The organism is Epilithonimonas hungarica, assembly GCF_900102265.1.
Lineage (GTDB): Bacteria > Bacteroidota > Bacteroidia > Flavobacteriales > Weeksellaceae > Epilithonimonas > Epilithonimonas hungarica.
The window spans coordinates 13,991-34,490 of sequence record NZ_FNBH01000005.1; the positions used below are offsets into that span (position 1 = coordinate 13,991).

The 20,500-nt window shown below is 34.0% G+C and carries 16 protein-coding genes; 12 read left to right on the forward strand and 4 right to left on the reverse strand.

Annotated features, from left to right (window positions below; genetic code table 11):
• Nucleotides 1-200 precede the first annotated feature (200 nt).
• The 9 genes from BLT30_RS16655 to ribA all read left to right on the forward strand — a co-directional run bounded on the left by BLT30_RS16655 (nt 201) and on the right by ribA (nt 9,520).
• Complete coding sequence (locus tag BLT30_RS16655) at nt 201-2,498, forward strand: GH92 family glycosyl hydrolase (RefSeq protein WP_089874750.1); 2,298 nt, start codon at nt 201-203, stop codon at nt 2,496-2,498.
• 92 nt (nt 2,499-2,590) lie between these two features.
• Entirely contained in the window at nt 2,591-4,051 is a 1,461-nt protein-coding gene (locus BLT30_RS16660; RefSeq protein WP_089874752.1) for a lipopolysaccharide biosynthesis protein, read from the forward strand.
• Between the two features lie 48 nt (nt 4,052-4,099).
• Nucleotides 4,100-5,119, forward strand: coding sequence for a sugar phosphate nucleotidyltransferase (locus tag BLT30_RS16665; RefSeq protein WP_089874753.1), 1,020 nt, complete (start codon nt 4,100-4,102; stop codon nt 5,117-5,119).
• Nucleotides 5,120-5,246: 127 nt separating this feature from the next.
• Entirely contained in the window at nt 5,247-6,047 is an 801-nt protein-coding gene (locus BLT30_RS16670) for a lipoprotein insertase outer membrane protein LolB1 (RefSeq protein WP_089875096.1), read from the forward strand.
• On the forward strand, nt 6,044-7,579 hold the full coding sequence (locus tag BLT30_RS16675; protein ID WP_089874755.1) for a peptidoglycan DD-metalloendopeptidase family protein: 1,536 nt from the start codon (nt 6,044-6,046) through the stop codon (nt 7,577-7,579). Before BLT30_RS16670 ends, BLT30_RS16675 begins: the two co-directional genes overlap by 4 nt.
• A 31-nt stretch (nt 7,580-7,610) precedes the next feature.
• The gene (locus BLT30_RS16680) at nt 7,611-7,817 is read left to right on the forward strand and encodes a twin-arginine translocase TatA/TatE family subunit (RefSeq protein WP_027383580.1); all 207 of its coding nucleotides are present in this window, start codon (nt 7,611-7,613) and stop codon (nt 7,815-7,817) included.
• Nucleotides 7,818-7,833: 16 nt separating this feature from the next.
• Nucleotides 7,834-8,448, forward strand: a complete 615-nt coding sequence (locus BLT30_RS16685; protein WP_089874758.1) for a DUF4254 domain-containing protein — start codon at nt 7,834-7,836, stop codon at nt 8,446-8,448.
• On the forward strand, nt 8,445-8,903 hold the full coding sequence (locus tag BLT30_RS16690; protein WP_089874760.1) for a hypothetical protein: 459 nt from the start codon (nt 8,445-8,447) through the stop codon (nt 8,901-8,903). Before BLT30_RS16685 ends, BLT30_RS16690 begins: the two co-directional genes overlap by 4 nt.
• A gap of 14 nt (nt 8,904-8,917) precedes the next feature.
• Nucleotides 8,918-9,520 carry a GTP cyclohydrolase II gene (ribA, locus tag BLT30_RS16695; RefSeq protein WP_089874763.1) on the forward strand — a complete coding sequence of 201 codons (603 nt, stop codon included), beginning with the start codon at nt 8,918-8,920 and terminating at the stop codon, nt 9,518-9,520.
• Nucleotides 9,521-9,575: 55 nt separating this feature from the next.
• Here the strand turns inward: ribA and BLT30_RS16700 are convergent, their stop codons facing one another.
• Nucleotides 9,576-9,866 (reverse strand): HU family DNA-binding protein, encoded by a 291-nt coding sequence (locus BLT30_RS16700; protein WP_027383582.1) that lies wholly within the window; start codon nt 9,864-9,866, stop codon nt 9,576-9,578.
• Between the two features lie 326 nt (nt 9,867-10,192).
• Between BLT30_RS16700 and panD the strand changes: the two genes are divergently transcribed.
• Both panD and BLT30_RS16710 read left to right on the forward strand, forming a co-directional pair.
• Nucleotides 10,193-10,543, forward strand: coding sequence for an aspartate 1-decarboxylase (gene panD, locus BLT30_RS16705; RefSeq protein WP_089874765.1), 351 nt, complete (start codon nt 10,193-10,195; stop codon nt 10,541-10,543).
• A 6-nt stretch (nt 10,544-10,549) separates the two neighbouring features.
• Nucleotides 10,550-11,572, forward strand: a complete 1,023-nt coding sequence (locus BLT30_RS16710) for a lysylphosphatidylglycerol synthase transmembrane domain-containing protein (protein WP_089874767.1) — start codon at nt 10,550-10,552, stop codon at nt 11,570-11,572.
• Between the two features lie 48 nt (nt 11,573-11,620).
• Here BLT30_RS16710 and BLT30_RS16715 read toward each other — a convergent pair whose 3' ends face one another.
• The gene (locus tag BLT30_RS16715) at nt 11,621-12,907 is read right to left on the reverse strand and encodes a DUF2130 domain-containing protein (RefSeq protein ID WP_089874768.1); all 1,287 of its coding nucleotides are present in this window, start codon (nt 12,905-12,907) and stop codon (nt 11,621-11,623) included.
• A 186-nt stretch (nt 12,908-13,093) separates the two neighbouring features.
• Between BLT30_RS16715 and uvrC the strand changes: the two genes are divergently transcribed.
• On the forward strand, nt 13,094-14,887 hold the full coding sequence (gene uvrC, locus BLT30_RS16720) for an excinuclease ABC subunit UvrC (protein ID WP_089874770.1): 1,794 nt from the start codon (nt 13,094-13,096) through the stop codon (nt 14,885-14,887).
• 27 nt (nt 14,888-14,914) lie between these two features.
• On the opposite strand, the gene BLT30_RS16725 is transcribed toward uvrC, so the two are convergent.
• Together BLT30_RS16725 and BLT30_RS16730 are read right to left on the reverse strand one after the other, a co-directional pair.
• Nucleotides 14,915-17,707, reverse strand: a complete 2,793-nt coding sequence (locus tag BLT30_RS16725) for a T9SS type A sorting domain-containing protein (RefSeq protein WP_089874773.1) — start codon at nt 17,705-17,707, stop codon at nt 14,915-14,917.
• Between the two features lie 2 nt (nt 17,708-17,709).
• A complete protein-coding gene (locus tag BLT30_RS16730; protein ID WP_089874775.1) occupies nt 17,710-20,496 on the reverse strand; it encodes a T9SS type A sorting domain-containing protein in 2,787 nt (928 codons plus the stop codon).
• Between the last annotated feature and the right edge of the window lie 4 nt (nt 20,497-20,500).

The following is a 20,500-nucleotide window of genomic DNA, read 5'->3' on the forward strand; positions in this document are numbered from 1 at the left end:
ATTATTACTCAAGTTTTGAATCTTAATAATTGAACCACATAGACACATAGTTTTAAAAAATATAATTAAGTTCAAATAGATTCAATTCTACTATGTTTATTTTTTTAATATTAATTGTCCCAATAATTCTATGTGTCTATGTGGTTGAAATTAATCCAATCATAAATTAATATTCTTAAATTGCTTCAAAATTCCAAAGAATGTCTCCGAGAAAATACATTTTAATTCTACCCGTTTTATTCACTTCGTTATTCAGTTCCCAAAAATTAGAAAACCTTGTCAAATTCGTCAATCCAATCATTGGAACCGAAAAAATGGGACATACTTTTCCGGGTGCAACGATTCCTTTTGGCGCCGTTCAGCTGAGTCCGGAAACGGATTCTCTTTCATATGAAGTCAATGGAAAATATAATCCTGATATTTATAAATATTGCGCTGGTTATCGCTACGAAGACAAAACGATTGTTGGATTTTCACATACGCATTTCAGCGGAACCGGACATTCGGACTTGGGAGATTTTCTGATAATGCCGACAGTTGGAGAGTTAAAATTAAATCCCGGAACTGCTCAAAATCCAGAAAGTGGATTCCGTTCCAGATTTTCTCATCAAAACGAAAAAGCGGAAGCCGGCTATTACAAAGTGAAGCTTGACGATTATAATATTCTGGCTGAAATGACTGCTACAACCAGAGTTGGTTTTCATCAATATACGTTTCCTAAATCGGATGATGCGCACATTATTCTGGATTTGATGGCAGGAATTTACAATTATGATGATAAAAATGTTTGGACTTATATAAGAATTGAAAACGACCACAAAATCACAGGTTACCGACAAACCAACGGTTGGGCAAGAACGAGAGCGGTTTATTTTGCAATGGAATTTTCTAAACCATTTAAATCTTATGGTCAGAAAAATTTTGATACGAAACAAGCTTACCGAGGATTTTGGAGAAAATGGAATCAGGACGAAAATTTCCCGGAGATTGCAGGAAAGAAAATCAGAATGCATTTTGATTTCGATACTCAGGAGAATGAAAAAGTTCAAATCAAATTTGCGATTTCGCCAGTCAGTCAAGCCAATGCTTTGGAAAATTTAACCAAAGAAACGCCCGATTGGAACTTTGAAAAAATAAAATCTCAGGCTCAGAATGATTGGAATAAGGAATTGAATAAAATAGTTGTCAACACAATTTCCGAAGATGAAAAAGTGAATTTTTACACGGCGATGTATCACACATTCATCAATCCTACAACTTATATGGATAGCAATGGAGAATATAAAGGTCTTGACCAGAATGTTCATCAGGCTAAAGATTTTACTAATTACACCACGTTTTCACTTTGGGACACTTACCGCGCTTTGCATCCGTTTTTCAACATTATTCAGCCAAAACGGAATAATGATATGATTCAGTCGATGTTGGCACACTATGACCAATTCAGTTTGAAAATGCTGCCGGTTTGGTCGCATTATGCTAATGAAAACTGGTGTATGAGCGGTTATCATTCGGTTTCTTTGATTGCTGATGCGATTATCAAAGGCACTTACACTGGAAATCCGGAAGAAGCTTTGAAGGCTTGTATTGCGACTTCCAACAAGAGAAATTACGAAGGCATCGGCGAATACATCGATAAAGGCTACATCTCTGCGGAGAAAAACGGAACTTCGGTTTCCAACACGGTGGAATATGCGTACGACGATTGGGCGATTGCTCAGATTGCCAAGAAATTAGGCAAAACTGACATTTATAATGAATATCTGAAACGCTCCGAAAACTGGAAAAATGTCTTTGACAAATCGATTGGTTTTATGAGACCGAGATTGTCTGACGGAAGTTTTAAGAAAGAATTTGATTTGATGAGCACGCACGGACAAGGCTTTATCGAAGGGAATTCCTGGAATTACAGCTTCTTCGTCCCACACAATCCTGAGGAATTAATGAAATCGATGGGTGGAAAACAGAAATTCGGGGAAAAACTTGACGAATTATTTTCAATGCATTTGCCTGACGCGTTTTTTGCGGATACGGAAGATATTACCAGAGAAGGAATTATCGGCGGATATGTTCACGGAAATGAACCGGCGCATCATGTAGCTTATCTCTATAATGTTGCCGGACAACCTTGGAAAGCTCAGGCTCAAATCCGAAAAATTCTGACAATGCAATACAAAGCAAAACCTGATGGATTGGGCGGAAACGACGATTGCGGTCAGATGAGCGCTTGGTATATTTTCAGCAGTTTGGGATTCTATCCCGTTTCGCCAGGTTCCGATGAATATTGGATTGGAAGTCCTAGTATCGTGAATGCAAAACTGAATTTGGAGAACGGAAAAACGTTTGAAATTGAAGCTAAAAACCAATCAGAAAAGAATGTTTACATCGAAAAAATCGAACTGAATGGAAAACCGTTTGATGGCTACAAATTGAAGCACGAGGACCTTATGAAAGGTGGAAAATTGGTTTTCTTTATGAATTATAAGCTGAAGAAATAAATCGGATTCTTCTCAGAATAGATTATTTTTGCAAAAATTTTTGAATTGAAATCGCAGATTCCATCTGACCGATGAAAACAATAGACTATTAGATGAAAAAGCTTCTCGGACAAACCGCTCTTTATGGATTGACAACTGTGATTATCAGACTGTTTCCATTTGTAATTAATCCAATTATTACGAGAACATTTGGTCCTACAGCCTATTCTCCTTTTGCCGATTTTTATTCTGTAGCCGGCGTTATTGCAGTGCTTCTGACCCACGGAATGGAAACTACATTTTTCCGATTTGCATTGGATGAGAAAGATGACAGAAAACTGATTTCGACCTCGTTTTTCAGTGTTTTGGTGGTGACATTAATCTATTTATTTTTCACTTTATTATATCGCCAACCGTTGGCAATTGCTTTCAAAACTCCAGACCAAGTAGATTTACTGGCAATTCTTACTGTGACTTTGGCTTTGGACGCTTTTTGCGCAATGCCTTTTGTGATGCTTCGGAAAAATGAACGACCTCTAAAATATGCCGGAATCCGAATCACAAACGGAATTATAAATTTTCTTTTAGTTGTATTTTTCATCATCATTCTTCCAAAATATCCGGACGGAATTTTTGGATTGAAATACAGTTCTGAGTTTGGAATCGGTTATGTTTTTGTGGCCAATTTGGTCGCAAGTTCTGTTACATTCCTGATGCTTTCTCAAGAATTATTAATCGCAAGAATAAAGCATTTCTCTTGGGAACTTTGGAAAAAAATGATAAAATATTCCTGGCCAATCACCATTGCAGGTTTAGCAGGAATTATCAATGAAACATTTGACAGACAATTCCTTAAATTCCTTTTACCCGAAGAAATTGGAAGACATGAGTTGGGCGTTTATGGTGGTGTTGCAAAGGTTGTGACTTTTGTAATTCTTTTCCGTCAAGCATATTCTTTGGGAATCGAACCTTTCTTTTTCAGCAATTCTAAAAATAAGAATGCTAAAGAAATGTACGTGAAATTAATGGACATTTTCATTGCTATCAATTGTTTGATTGTCTTGTTTTTATCAGTCAATCTCGATTGGATTGCAAAAGTTTACATCAACAATCCTGAATATTACGAAGGCATTGGAATTCTTCCTATTTTGTTTTTTGCAAGTTTGTTTCTGGGAATCTATCTTAACCTTTCGATTTGGTATAAATTGACAGACAAAACAATTATTGGCGCTTACATTTCAGCAATTGGAGTATTGATTACAGTTCTGATTAATTTCTATTTTATTCCAAAATACGGTTATTGGGCATCGACCTGGGCAACCATTGCAAGTTACTTCTTTATGATGGTCATATCGTACGTTTGGGGTCAATTCCAATATCCAGTTCCTTACAACATTTATAAAAATATAACTGTCATTCTTATTACCATGCTAGTGTCGCTGGTATGTTATCAATATTTAAAAGAAAACATTTGGTTGGGTAATGTTATATTTATACTTTTGGCAACGATTTTATTAAGAAAAGAGAAATTAATTCCTCAGAAAATCCTTAATAAAACAGGAATAAAACAATAGTTCAACCATCTATTAATCAATTAATAGCAAAAATTTAATAACAAATTTATGAAAATAATAGTTCCTATGGCTGGTCGTGGTTCACGATTAAGACCACATACATTAACGGTCCCAAAACCACTAATTCCAATTGCAGGAAAACCAATCGTACAGAGACTTGTAGAAGACATTGCAAAAGTAGCTAATGAGCCGATTGAAGAGATTGCTTTTATCATTGGAGATTTTGGTCCGGAAGTAGAAGCATCTCTTATCAAAGTAGCTGAAAATCTAGGCGCAAAAGGAAGCATCTACACACAAAACGAACCTCTTGGAACAGCTCACGCTATCAACTGTGCCAGGGAAAGTATGAGCGGACCGGTGATCATCGCATTTGCAGATACACTTTTCCGTGCAGATTTTCATCTTGACACCAATGCTGACGGTGTGATCTGGGTAAAAAAAGTAGATGACCCTTCGGCTTTCGGTGTTGTGAAACTGGATGATTATGGTTTTATAACCGATTTTGTGGAAAAACCAAAGGAATATGTTTCTGACCTTGCCATCATTGGAATCTATTATTTCAATTCTGCTGAGAAATTAATGTCAGAAATCGACTATATAATGGACAACAACATTACTGAAGGTGGAGAATATCAATTGACAACGGCATTAGAGAACCTTAGAGCAAAAGGCGCTAAATTCTCTCTCGGGAAAGTGGATGACTGGATGGATTGTGGCAATAAAAATGCAACAGTTGAGACCAATAGCAAAATTCTGGAATACGAAAAAGAATGTATGTCAAAGTATCCGGAATCTGCCGTTATCGAAAATTGCATGATCATACCACCTTGTTTCATTGGTGAAAATGTGAAATTGACCAATTCCAGAATAGGACCTAATGTTTCTATTGGGAAAAACACGGTTGTTATCAATTCCAATATCGATAATTCTTTGATACAGGAAAACACGATTATAGACCATGGAAATTTGAGCAATTCTATGATTGGAAATTCCGCAAAATATTTCGGTGTAGCAAGAGAGATCTCTTTGGGAGATTATTCTGTTCTTGATTTCCTTTCAAAAGATTAAATTTAATTTAATAACATATTAGCTTTGTCAAAGTTTTGAATTTTGGCAAAGTTTTTTTTAGATACCGATCTGAAAATATATGCCAGTTTTTGGCGTTAATATTGTTAGACTTATCCTAAAAGAGTTTATGAAGCCATATATTTTAACTATACTTTCCGCATTATTAATAACTTCTTGCAGTGTTCAGAAAAAACAGACGGAAAACCCTCCCGTAAGTACTACGAAACCAATTGAAAACAATACTCAATTTTTCTCATCAATCGAGAAAAAATCTACTTTTGATGCCGTTAAAATCAACAGTAAGATTGATGCAAGAACCGGCTCTTTCATCCCTACCTTGGATGCAGTGATCTATGTTGAAAACGGACAAAAGATATGGATGAATTTAACCGCGGTCATCCTTCAGGCAGCCAGAGGTGTGGCGACTCCTGAAGGTGTGAAAGGTTATTATAAATTGGACAAAACGTACATCGATTCTGATTTCAGTTATCTAAACAAACTTCTGAATGTTAATTTCATCGATTATAATTCACTACAAAATCTACTTTTGGGAAAAACCTTCCTCCCGGTTTCCGATGAGAATTATAGATTGACACCAAATCTGCAAGGCTTCAATCTATCTTCAAAAGAGACTCAAAAAATCACCGAAAACGGGAAAACTACAGAATATAATATTTCTCTGGATTACGACATGGATCTGAACCTAAATCATGTTTTACTGACCAACACTTTAAATAACGATCAGTTGGAAATCACTTACTCCAACAGGGAAATCTTCAATAATGAGAGCTTTCCAAAAAGTGTTAAAATAATTATAAAAGCTAAGAAAACGGACGAAATATTAATTGAAAATACGAAATTTGATTTTTCCCGAATGGAAACTACTTATTCCGTTCCTGCCAATTACAAAAAGACAGAGATCAAATGATTAAGAAATTAAGCTTATTTATAAGTATCATCCTTTTCGGAAGTGCGTTTGGACAAAAAGACAAAGAAGTTCTGCAAAAACAAAATGCAGACTTGAAGAAACAGATTTCTTCCCTTAATGCCACCTTGAATCAAACTAAGCAAGAATCCAAACTTTCCATATCTTATCTCAATGCTGTAAACCAAAAACTTACCCTCCGAGAAAAAGTTTACACTAATACCCAAAAAGAAAAGAGATTTATTGAAGATGATATCTATAGACGCCAATTGGAGATCAATAAAAACAACCGTGAATTGGAAGTTCTCAGAAAAAACTATGCTGAGATTCTTGTAAAGGCCTACAAAACAAAAGGTGTTCAAAATAAAGTCACTTTCATCCTGTCTTCCAGAAATATAGGGGAGGCACTCAGCAGAATAGAATATCTGAAAAGATACTCCGAATACCAGGACAAAAAAGCTGCAGAGATCTCTAACAAAGCGAATGAGATAAAGAAAAACATTGCTTTAAAGAAAAAATCTGTTTCCGAAAAGGATAATCTTTTACTCTCTCAGAAAAAGGACCTTGCTACCATAGAGATAGAAAGAAAACAAAAGCAAGACCTCCTAAATGAGTTCAAAAAGAATGAGGCCAGATTGACCGCAGAAATAAGACAGAAGCAGGTACAGTCAAAAGACCTTGAGCGCCAGATCAGAAATATCATAGCTGAAGAGATCAGACTGGCAAAAGCAAAAGAGGAAGCAGAAAGAAAAGCTGAGGCGGAAAGAAAAAGATTGGCCGACATAGCTGCTAAAAAAGAGAAAGAAAGAATAGAGGCAGAAAATAGAAAAAAACTAGCAGATGCTGAAGCAGAAAGAAAAAGGGCTGAGGCAGAATTGAAAAGAGCGAATGAACTAGCCGCTAAAAAACTTGAAGAAGAAAAAAAATTAGCTGAAACCAATAAAGCCGTTGAAAGAAAAGCGGCCGCAGAAAAAGCAACCAGAGAAGCTGCGGAAAGGGCAAAAGCGGCCAATGACAAAGTAGTTGCTGCAAAAGCCAATGAGGCAGCAATCAACAAGAAGAATGAAGATGCCAAAGATGAAGCCGAGAAAAAAGTAATGAAGAGCTATGGCGTTGGATCCACAGTCGGCAGTAATTTTGCAGATAATAAAGGCAGGATATCGTTTCCTGTAGAAAAAGGAAGTGTCACCCACCGTTTCGGACGACAGCCACATCCTGTCTTCAAAAATATTATTGAAGATAATATCGGAATCAAGATCGCTGTTTCCCCAGGTACAAAGGCACGATGTGTCTTCCCTGGTGTGGTATCAAGCATACAATCTATCAATGGTAGCCGTACAGTAGTAGTAAAACATGGTAATTATTTTACCGTATACTCTAATTTGGCGACAACATTGGTAAAAGCCAACCAGCAGGTCTCTGCAGGAACACTTATTGGTGAGGTTGGCAGTGATTTTGATGAATCTATAACCTTAGACTTCCAGATTTGGAATGGAGAAAATCCTGTAGATCCTTTGGGATGGGTTTCGTATTAAAAAATACTTTAACTTTGCTAAAATTTTTAAAATGACATTATCCACAGTTATATTAAGCTTATCTTGGCAACACATCTTGATTGTTGCTTTGATACTACTTTTATTATTCGGAGGCAAAAAAATCCCTGAATTAATGAAAGGTTTAGGTTCAGGCATCAAGGAATTCAAAGATGCTGTAAAAGATGAGGACAAGAAAAACAATGACTCTTCTACTCCAACAAACAACAATCCTTCTTAAATAAATCGAAGCATTAATGAGTTTGACAGAAAAAGCATGGGAAATCTTTAATCGATCGGTTAACGATTATCACATTACAGACAACGTAGATTCACCAGAAAATAATCCATTCCAAGCTAATACTTTGGAATGGATTTTGTATTCAAAAAACTGGATTGATACCGTTCAGTGGCATTTGGAAGATATTATTCGAGAAGAAGATATCAACCCGGTAGAGGCTTTAAAAATAAAAAGGAGAATTGATAAACTTAATCAAAAAAGAACCGACCTTGTCGAGCAGATTGATTTCTGGTTCTATAAAAAATTTGAAAACATTACTCCTAATCCCGATGCTAGGATCAACAGCGAAACTCCAGCTTGGTGTATAGATAGATTCTCTATTTTATCTTTGAAAATTTATCATATGTCTATAGAAGCTTCTCGTGAAGACGCTTCTGAAGAACATAAATTGCAATGTTCACAAAAATTACAAGTTCTTCTGGAACAACGTAAAGATCTGTCAACAGCAATAGACCAGCTACTTGATGACATAGAGAACGGCAAAGTTAAGATGAAACTTTATAAACAGATGAAGATGTATAATGATGAAAGTCTTAACCCGATCCTATATCAAAAAATGCAAAAAAAATGAAAAGTTTCAGTAAACTTTTAGCAATATTAGTAATAATAACGGTTATAGGTTCTTGCTCTACAAGTTCAGCGGCATCAGATGAATTACAATCTGGTGCTGTTTCAGATACTTATGCATATCTTTCTCCGGAAGCTATTGTTTACGCCTCGTCTATTTCCAATTTGATTGCAACATTTCCAAAATTCAGGAATGATGCAGTAAACAGAGAGATTTCTTCTTTGAAAATTTCACTTTCAGATTATTTGGGTGCTGTTCGAGATTTCAACCAGCCTACAAAGCACAGATCTCTGGCAGATTTTGAAAAATATTATAAAAAGATTCAGAAATTAAGAAAATTCTTGATAAAAGATGACGATGAAGTTCTGAATAGGTATATGGTGAAGATCAAAACCAATATCAATCTCTTAGAAGCATCTCAATCAAAAATTGAAGAAACTTCTATGTCTTCCAATTAACACTTCTTAATTTAATGTTACAATTACAAGCAGAATCGAATGTTCCCACAGACTTTGGGGAATTCAGAATGATGGCTTTTTCTGAAAATGAAAAAGATTGGATGCCCCATATGGCTCTGATTGCTAAAAATACGGATTTGAGCAAGCCTGTTAATGTAAGAATCCATTCAGAATGTATCACTGGTGAAGTTTTTCATTCCAAAAAATGTGAATGTGGGCAGCAGTTGAATTCTGCAATGCAATATATGCAGGAAAACGGGGGACTAATTATCTACCTCAGACAAGAAGGCCGGAATATTGGCATTATTAATAAACTGAAAGCTTACGCATTACAAGAAAAAGGTCTTGACACCGTACAGGCAAATTTAGAATTAGGACTGCCTGCAGATGATAGGGACTTTGGGATTGCAATAGAAATGTTGGAAAAACTGAATGTAAAATCTCTAAATTTAATGACAAACAATCCTGAAAAAATTCAAATCATTAAAAACAGCAATATCAATTTTAATTCCAGGATACCTCTCCAAATCAAATCTAATGATGCAAGTGCTTCTTATCTTAAAACAAAAAAGGACTTTTTCGGACATCTTCTGGATGATGAAAACCCTGGGTCATAAAAAATAAAAAAACCGTCGATTGACGGTTTTTTTATTTGAAAATTTTTCAAATAGATTATTTTTTCTTAGCTCCAGAAACTGCAGTAGCCAAATCAGCTCCAGCTTTGAATTTTGCAACTGTTTTAGCAGCAATTTTGATTGGTTTTTTAGTTGCAGGATTGATACCTTGTCTTGCAGCTCTTTCAGATACTGAGAAAGTTCCGAATCCTACTAGAGATACTTTACCGTCTTTTTTCTTAAGTGTTTCTGTTACGTTAGCAACAAATGATTCCAAAGCTTTTTTAGCAGCAGCTTTTGTAATTTCTGCATCTTTCGCGATAGCGTCGATTAATTCAGACTTGTTCATAATATTTATTAATTAAAGTTATGTTGTTATAGCAAATATAAGACAATTTTGATATCGTGCAAATATTTTTATAAAATTTAGTGAAGAATCTACATTTACATCTAAAATGATGAATTTTTGATAAATCAATAATTAACGGAAACACTCATTTTATTGCATTATTTTATTATATAATTCCCTCTATTCATCAATAATCAAACCAAATATTAAAAAATAATAACAAGATTAATAAATTCATAAAGATTAATATTAATTACATAAGGTCTTGTAATATAATTTCAAATATAATTTTTTCCAGTTTTATTATTTAATGTAAATTTGTGCCTATGTTAATCGAAGTTTTTAAATCGAAAATCCACAGAGTCCGTGTCACTGCATCGGATCTTGATTACATCGGGAGTATTACTATTGATGAAGACCTCATTGAAGCAGCGGGGCTTATTGTTGGCGAACGTGTTTATATCGTAAATGTCAACAATGGTGAGCGTTTTGACACTTATGTCATCAAAGGAAAAAGAAAATCCGGAGAGATCTGTCTTAATGGGCCAGCTGCCAGAAAAGTGCAGAAAAATGACGTCATAATCATCATTGCTTATGCACAGATGACACCTGAGGAAGCAAAAGATTTTCAGCCAAAAATTGTTTTCCCAGACGAAACTACCAATCTTCTAACATAATTAACCTTGGAAGATAAGAAGCCATCATTACTCAAAAATGTCCTTACCGTTTTAGTTTCTATTGCAATTGCAGGGTTATTTCTGTGGCTTGCACTCAGAGGATTGGACTTTGACAAGATCAAAGGGTCCCTGCAAAAAGCCAATTATCTTTGGGTGGCTTTTGCAGCAGTTTTTGGAGTTTCAGCCTACGTCTTCCGAGCTGTAAGATGGAATCTTCTTCTGGAACCAATGGGTTACAAAATCTCCAATAGTAATTCTCTCTGGTCGCTTTCTTTCGGATATCTGATGAACCTCACTATTCCCCGAAGTGGCGAAGTTGCCCGTTCAACTGCACTTTATGGCGTTGAAAAAGTTCCGGTTGACAAATCTTTTGGAACGATCATTCTGGAACGTGTTGTTGATCTGGTTTGTATGGGAATTTTCGCATTGTTGGCATTGGTTTTCAAATATGATGCGCTTTTAGCTTTCTATAAAGCTGCGACAAAACAGAAAGACCAAACAGCACCTCAATCGAGCTCTAATACAAACTATATAATTTTAGGTATCATTATTTTCATTCTAATTCTATTCTTTATTTTCAGAAAGTCATTACAAAAGCTTTCTATTTATAACAAAATGATCAATTTTGGTAAGGGAATATTCGAAGGATTAAAATCAATTTTAAAATTAAAACAAAAAGGAAAATTTATCCTGTACACCGTAGGAATCTGGATCTGTTATTTCTTTGCATCTTATTTGGTTTGTTTTGCACTTCCGGAAACGTCCAATTTCACGCCTGCTGACGGCTGTTTCATTTTAGTCGTTGGAACTTTGGGAATGATAATCCCGGCAAGTGGCGGAATTGGCGCATTCAATTTGGCAATGAAATTTGGATTCACAGCCTTATTCATTTCTATGGGAAAAGATGCTTTAGAAGGTGGAGAATTAGGCCTCGCCTACTCTTTCATAACACTACCTTTACAAATCCTAATTATGCTTGTAATGGGCTTGATTTCAATTCCGATGCTGGCCAAGAATAGAAAGATTTAAAATAAAAGAGCCAAACATTCTTTGTCTCTTTCAAACTTGATTATTTTTTTATTTTAAATCGTCAAATTTTGCCTTCATCGTTGGATTTCCATAGGTCAGTTTTTTAATTGTCAAATCTTCTGCTTTGTTGTTTGCAAGACGCAGATTATTAACAGATGAAAGTAATGCGTCTTTTGTTTTTTGAAGATGCGTTATTGTTTTATCAATTTCCTCAACGGCAGTCTTAAATTGTCGGCTTGCCAATTCATAATTTTTAGCAAATCCTTGTTTGAAAGTATCTATTTTTTCTTCAAAGTTAGTAATGTCAATATTTTGGTTCTTAACCAAAGCAAGCTCTTTTTTATATTGTAAAGAGTTCATAGCAGCATTTCTTAGAAGTGTAATGATTGGTATAAAAAACTGTGGCCGAACTACATACATTTTCGAAAATCGGTGCGAAACATCTACAATGCCTGTGTTGTAAAACTCATTTTCGGCTTCTAATAATGAAACCATCACTGCATATTCGCATTTTTTCTCAGTTCTGTCTTTATCCAGTTCGCGGAAGAAATCTTCATTGCGTTTTTTGGTTGCCGTTTGGTCAGCTTCATTTTTCATCTCAAACATTATCGAAATGATCTCGTTACCGGAATCATCAAATTCCCGATAGATAAAATCACCTTTGCTTCCTGACCTAGAGTCATTATCCTTTTCAAAATAGACATCCTGAAATGCGGTTGCACGCAGTTTATTGAACTCGATCTCGCAATGCTGCTCCAAAGTTTCACCAAGCATTTTTGTGGAAAGTCTGGCTTTCATCTCTTTCACACGGTCGATCTCCTCGTCCTTGTACTTGATGATAATATCTTTTGATTTGAGTTTTTCATCAAACTGTTCTTTTAAAGATTTTTCCGAAAGTTCTTTTTCCATATCTTTATTTTTCAGCTTATTTCTAAGCTCATTTTTTTCGTTTTCGATACTGTTTTTTTCATTTTCTACTTTCTGAACCGCTTCTGAGATTGCCAATTTTTTTTCGGTTTCGGCTTTTTCAATTTTCGCTTTTAGTTCCAGAATTTCTTTTTCCTTTTCCGAAACTTTTCCTGTCATCTCCAATTCGCTAAGTGATTTTAACTGCGAGATTTCAGCATCTTTTTTGGAAAGCTGTTCTTGGAGATAACTTTTGAATTTTTCTTTATTAAGTTCAATCTCACTGTTTTTTTCTCTTTCAGCAATCCTTAACCGCTCTTGTAGTTCTTCTTCAAATTGATGGTTGCGAACTTGTTTCAGAATCTCCGCAAATCCCGCTTCGTCCACTTTAAAGGCCTTATGACAATTCGGACAAATGATTTCGTTCATAATATTTCGGTTTCGTAAAGGCAAGGTACAAATTAATCGATAATTTTAAAAAATAATATTCTCACAGATCGGGCAAATTTTACATCTAAAATAAATCTGCAAAATTCGCTCGATCTGCCAAATCAACGAGATTTAAAAATTTGAACAAGCCCTAAATTTATAATTCATATTGCGTAAATTTGTTCTGTGAATCCCAACTTAGAACTTCAACTCAAAACCCTTCCTTCAGAACCTGGCGTCTATCGATATTATGATAAGAACGACCAGCTTTTGTATGTGGGAAAAGCAAAGCAACTCAATAAAAGAGTTCTTTCTTATTTCAACAAAAATCTTTCCGGTTATCGTACAAGGATCATGGTTTCTAAGATACACAGATTGGAAACAACTGTTGTAAATAGTGAATATGACGCTCTTTTGTTAGAAAACAATCTGATAAAAGAACACCAGCCGTTTTACAATGTGATGCTGAAAGACGACAAATCCTACCCGTGGATCTGCATCAAGAATGAAGATTTTCCAAGAATCTTTCTTACACGAACAAAAATAAAAGATGGTTCCGAATATTTTGGACCTTACGCCAAGGTAAGACCTGCAAGAATTCTTCTGGACACGATTAAAAATCTATATAAAATAAGAACCTGCAACCTGAATCTTGCTCCTGAAAAAATCGCTGAAGGAAAATACCGCGTTTGCCTGGAGTATCATATCAAAAACTGTAACGGACCTTGCGAAGACCTAGAATCCAAAGAAGATTATGATGAAAAAGTAGAAGCGATCCGAGGAATTATCAAAGGCGATTTCCGTTACGCTAAGAAATATCTGGAGGACAGAATGTATCGTTTTGCTGCAAACCTGGAATTTGAAAAAGCTCAGATGATAAAGCAGAATATCGAATCTCTGGATGATTATCAAGCAAAACATACGGTTGTGAATCCTAGTATTGATGATGTGGATGTTTTCGGGATGACAAGCGATGAAACGGCGGCTTATGTCAATTATTTTAAAATCAGGAATGGTTCGATTGTTCAGAGTTTTACAACAGAAATCAAGAAAGTTCTTGAGGAAACAGATGAGGATATTTTGGAAGAAGCGATTATCGAAATTCGTCAGAAATTTTTATCTGAATCGAGAGAAATTTTGATTCCATTTCATTTGGGAATAGAAATCCCGAATGTGAAATTGATCGTTCCAAAAGTCGGCGACAAGAAAAGAATTGTAGAACTTTCTGAGAAAAATGCCAAAGAATACCGTCTTGAAAAGCTGAAACAAGTTCAAATTGTTGACCCGGAAAGACATACCAACCGGATAATGGCAGAGATGCAAAAACTCTTGCATATGCCCATAGAACCAAGACATATCGAAGGTTTTGACAACTCCAATATACAAGGAACTAATCCGGTTTCGGCTTGTGTCGTTTTCAAAGATGGGAAACCAAGCAAAGCAGATTACAGGATCTTCCATCCAAAAACCGTGGTTGGTCCGGATGATTTTAAAACGATGGAAGAAGTCATCTATCGTCGCTATAGAAGGTTGCTTGATGAAGGCGAACCTTTACCCCAATTGATTCTGATCGATGGTGGAAAAGGGCAATTGTCTTCCGCCGTCAAAAGTTTGAAATTACTCGGCCTTTATGGTAAAATCACGATTGTCGGGATTGCAAAACGCCTTGAGGAAATCTATTTTCCGGAAGATTCGATTCCATTATATATTGACAAAAAAGCTGAAACGCTGAAAATCCTTCAGCGCGTGCGGGACGAAGCGCACCGATTTGGCGTAAAACATCATAGAACGAGAAGAAAAAATTCGACGATAAAATCTGAGCTGGAAGAAATCCAAGGTGTTGGTCCGAAATCTGTTGAACAGCTTTTATCGAAACTGAAATCGGTTAAAAGGATCAAAGAGTCAGACCTGGCCACTTTGGAAGAAATTCTCGGAAAGTCTAAGGCAAAAATCGTTTGGGAGTTTTTTAATAAGAATTAAAGAGCACCTTACTTGGTGCTCCTGATATTATTTTTTGATTACTTTTTTAGTTTCTATAAAATCATCCGTATATACTTTGACCAGATAAATACCAGAATTCAACCTTATAAAATCCAAATTATCAGACTTTGATTCAAATATTTTTACTCCAGAAAAATTATACACTTCTACTTTGTTTATTCTAGATGGACTTTGAATTTTTACATAGCTTGAAGTAGGATTAGGATAAACAGACATTGCTATCTTATCTTTTCCTTCTAAATTTTCAACTTGCAAATCAGGAAGTTGATCTATTGTATGCAGTTGTATGTATTCCGCTTTATTGGTATAAGCAGAAAAATATAATGTATTGCCATCGCTTGCAATATTTTTAAAAGGAACAGCTAATACGGAATAATCCTCTTCAATGTTTGTATTACTATCTACAATATTTACATTAAATGACGTATTTATTCCTCCAAATCTTACTATTCTTGGATCAGACGTATTTAAAGTATATAAATAATTTTTACTACAAGCCATTTCATTCTCAGTAAGATTAGCAGAAAGATATGTAGTTCCAATAGTTGTCCCGTTACTTCTATATAGTCTATTATTGTGCAGTATGAACATATCATTGCCACATTTAGTCAAAACATTAGAGTCAGAATATGATGAAGATTCTGATAAATTGGTGCTTCCCAATGCTTTTACAAGAGCAGTTCCATTAATAGTACCGTCCGTTTTATAAAGGCTAATAGTTCCACTTTTAAATGTCAAAAAATATAATATCCCATCATTAACCAAAGAGTGGTTTGTAAAACTTGTATTGATATTTTTCAATAGTGAAGTTCCGGCTTGCGTTCCATCTGAACTGTAAAGATCAACATATCCACTCTGAACATTAGTCGATTTATAAAAGACAATTTTTGAATTAATTACGCCTACAATCTTTAACATTTGGACACTTTCATTTGAGAAGTCAATCGCTTTTTTAGTATTTGTAACTGTTCCATCGGTCTTCCAGATTGACCAACGACTATTTTCATCCATAAAAGAAAAGTACAGGAAATCATCCAGCATATAACCATTGTTCAATTTAGAATAATAGTCATTACTATAAAATGGCATTTCTTTTAATAGAACAGGAATCGAAGAGTTATTTTCCAAAAGGTAAACCTTTAGTTTGTCACTTTTCGTTACATAAACTACAGCTTGATCTTTAAAATTGTTGAAACTGATAATCTCCTCTGTCACTGGGATAAATTTTGTATTGTCTTTGATCCCGTCAGACTTTATAAAACCATTGCTGTTATAATTGCTGTATGCATAGTAAAAATCTCCCACTTTCAAAGTTTTATCCACAGTTCCGATATTAGCCGTGAAATTACTTACTTGAGTTAATTCACCAGAATTAATAGACTTCTTGAATAATTGTTTTTGACCTATCGAACTAGTACTCGCAATATAAAATAGACTATTGCCAATTTTCAGATAAGAAGAAAGGTAGCTATTATAGCTAAAATTAGTATCTATAGCCAGCTTATCTTCCTTGGTAAGTACATTGTATTTATAAAGCTCTCCGCCGTGTTCAGAAATCCCTGTTCCTGCCTGCCCATCTAATCCATAGAAAAAAATATTACCGTCTAGTTCTATATAATTACCATCCCAATAACCATTTCCAAAATTAATTTTTTTTGCATTGCTAGCATTTTCATCAGATATCCATATGCCACTGTTATACTGCTCGGAAGATTTAAATATCAAATAATTTTTTTTACTTGATAACGTTGCGAAATCCAGATCAGAATCTTTCGTCGTAAGATTAGCCTGAACAGTATTCTCAGTACTACCATCTGTTTTCCAGATATTTAGATTGGTATCCAAATAAATTTCATCCTTGAATTTAAAAATCTTGGAAATAGTTTCTGTAAATGATTTTACAATCTTTGTATTGGCCTGTGTTCCATCGCTGGACCACAAATTATTTTTAGAATCATAGAAAACTATTTTATCATTGACTACATCCCCATTTAAAGAAGATACATCATTAATTGGTATAATACTTTTCGTCCCAGCTTCTGTACCATCTGTACTCCATAAAGCTTTTATGCCATTATTTCGAGCCAAAAAAAACAATTGATTTTGGAATTTTATCATCCCAAAATTAAGACTTGTCAAAGAAGAATCAGTAGCTTCAAAAACCTTGAATGGTTTTGTTCCTCCAACTGTTCCATCTGATTCCATTATGACATGTTGATTGTAATTATTCTCGGAATAGTAAAGCTTATTATTAAGGAAATAATATTGTGATTTGTAATTTTTACCAGTCAAAGCAATAGTCCCCGCAAATGTTCCGTCTGAAGACCACAATTGGTAATCTGTGACCACAAATAGTTTTTCTCCGTTGGTGAAAATATCTATATAAACATAAGCGGCAGAAGAGTTATATAATTGTTTTACAACTTTGGTTCCCTCCTCTGTTCCATCAGTAACCCATAATTGATTATTATTGTCGTTCAAATTGGTGCCTACAAAATAAAGCTTGCCTTTGAAATTGATTATAGGACTTTTGATTCGGCTGTAATAATTATTAAAGCTTTGTGCAAAATTTTTAAGTACTTTTGCTTTTCCAGAAGCTTCATCATAAGACCACAGCTCATTTCCTCCAAATTCGTAAGGTCTATTTCCAGAAAAAATAATTTTCCCTTCATATTCTGCGATATAACTTGGGCTTCCACTTCCAGAATAGTTATGAGCTACTAATTTTGTATTAAGAATATTTTGTGCACTAGTCGTAATTGATAAAATCAAAACTAATAAAAGGTATATTTTTTTCATGATTATTTCTTGATAACTTTTGAAGAATAAAGTTTTGTATTGGTTTTGACTTTGATAAAGAATATTCCTACAGGAAGTTCTTTTATACTTATACTAGAATTTTTAGATTCCAGAACTTTCTTACCAGCAATATCTATAATTTCGATGTGCTCAACTTTTTCGCTGTTATCGAGTTGTATATTGACTATATCATCCGTTGGATTTGGATAAATAATTATTCTTCTTTCGGATTTTGAAGTTTGAGACTCATTCGTGTTTAGTTCTTCAACAACATCTGTGATAAATAATTCTTGACCAGAGCTTTTATAATCCATAGAAAAGTGGAATTTTCCTTTATCGAAAAACAATTGTTCTAACGAATAATAACCAGTTAATGAGTTATCATTCACTTTAATTTGAATAGGTGTAAAATCGTCAGCGCTAGTCCCTTTTGTTTTTCCAAAAACATTATTTGCATTTTGAAAATAAAGTTCATTATTTAAACAAACATATGGCCTATTGTATAGTAGAAAATTATTTAATTTAAATGTACCTATTTCAGTTCCATCAGTTCTGTAAAATAATGATGAACTACTGGAATCAGAAAAATAAGCAAAATTCCCACACTTTATAGCTGTTTGTACATCAAAAAAAGGAAGAGTTGTAAGAACCGACGTTCCATTAGATGTACCATCTGTCATATATAACCTTTTGTTTACACCATTATTAAGAATACTTGAAAATAAATAAACTTTATTATTGATAATAAAACTTGCATCAGCATCATATTTATCATTATTTTGGATTAATACGACATTATCACTTTCATCATTGATGGCATATAATCTATTAGGCACTGTATAATTAATAGTATTTTCTACAAAAAGCACCTTATTATTAATCTTATTTAGGAAAGTTCTATAGAAATAATAAGATTCCAAATCAATTATTTTTTTTGTGTTGACAACAGTTCCATCTGTTTTCCAGATTGATGTTGCATTGTTATCCATCATTTTAAGATAAATTCCGGAGTTTGTTTTTATATAATCTTTCTTTGCACCTGAAGAATAATTTGAAGGGCTTTCAAAAATCAATGATAGATTTTCAGAAGAATTTTCCAGTGTCCAAAGTCTCATAAAACCGTGAAGTGAATTATACGATTTTATTAAAACCTTATTATCATTTAGAGAAATAAGCTCTAACAATCTTTCATTGTTGGGTAAATTTATTTTTTTAGTATCATTTATACTTCCAGCGGTTCTATACAAAAAATTATCCTCCAAAAAATAATAAATGTAATTCCCCGATTTTTCTGAATCAAAAGCAGAAAAGAAATTATTATTAATATTAATATCAGAAAAATTACTTAACTGAACAATCTTATCATCTAAACCTTTTTTGAATATCTGTGCATAAAAACCTGCAGATGCAATAAAAAGAAGATTGTCATTCAGTTTCACAAAACTATTAGGCTTACTGTGAGCATTATAAAAAATTTCATTTTCTATTCCGGAAGATTTATCATTGATATTATAATAGCAGAGTTCAGTATTTTTATAAACTGTATAAAAATCTACATAAGATTCTATATAGCCAGAAAAATAAAGTTTGTTATCTCTTTCTACAAAACTTTTCTCATCATTATACTTGATCTTTGTTCTAGTGACTTCGTTACCATCATAAATATATACGAAAGAGTCTGTATTATTATCGAGTTGTTTCAAAACGAGAAAGTTTTGGTTAGACGATGTAGAAACAGTTTCTAGTTTTATCCCAAAATTATTACTTAAAATACTGACTTGGTCATTCTCATCAACCACATAAGTGTCAGTAGTCGTATTGATATATAATTTATTTTTAAAAGGAAAAATTGTTTTAATATTATTGATCTGACCACTAATAGATTTTGTACCATCTAAATTTCCGTCCGTTATCCAAAGACTATTATTAACAAAATAGAGCAGTTTATTTGTTATTGCATTTTCATAATCTGGTAGTTGATAGTTATATGAGATGTTTTGTAAAAAAATAGTCCCGTTAGAAGTTCCATCTGAAGTGTATAACCCTGGTGTTTGACTGACTCCCGCAGAAAAAACAATCTTACCATTCACAGTGTACAGTTTATCATAATAAGTACCAACAGAAGAACCACTTCCCGGGTTTAGATCTTTTACTATTTGGGTTCCATTTTGAGTCCCATCTGAACTCCAAAGTTCCTGACCATACAGAGCAGAATTACCAAAAAAATAAACCTTATTATTCAGCGAAGTGAACTGATTATTGACTAATGTTACATTTGGAATTTTAATGGTTCCTTCAGTTGTACCATCACTCACATAGATATTATTTCTATATGAGAAAAAAAGTTTATCCCCGATAGTTTTCCCGAATAAAGTATTTACATATGACGAATAAGTATCTTCATTCAAATCTTTTACCTTAAAGGTATTATTCATATTCAAATCAGTGCACCATAGTTCAAGTTTACTATATGTGCCTTCTGCAAAAAAATAAACCTTACCATTCAAATTATAAAATGAGCTTTTGATAATGCGACCAGGCGATGTATAGTCCTTTAAAAGTTCCGATTTCTGAGTATTGAAATTATATTTGTAGACCTCTCTCCCAAATGCGTTTCCAGCAGTTGAGAAGATTAGATCATTATCAAACAATTTCATTCCTCTTGGGTCTGAACCAGGAAAACGGTTTATTTCATTCAATTGAGAATTAATGACATTTTGAGCATTATGAAAAACAGAAAATAAAATGCACAAAAAGAGAATCGGTAGATGGTAGATTTTTTTCATCATTGAT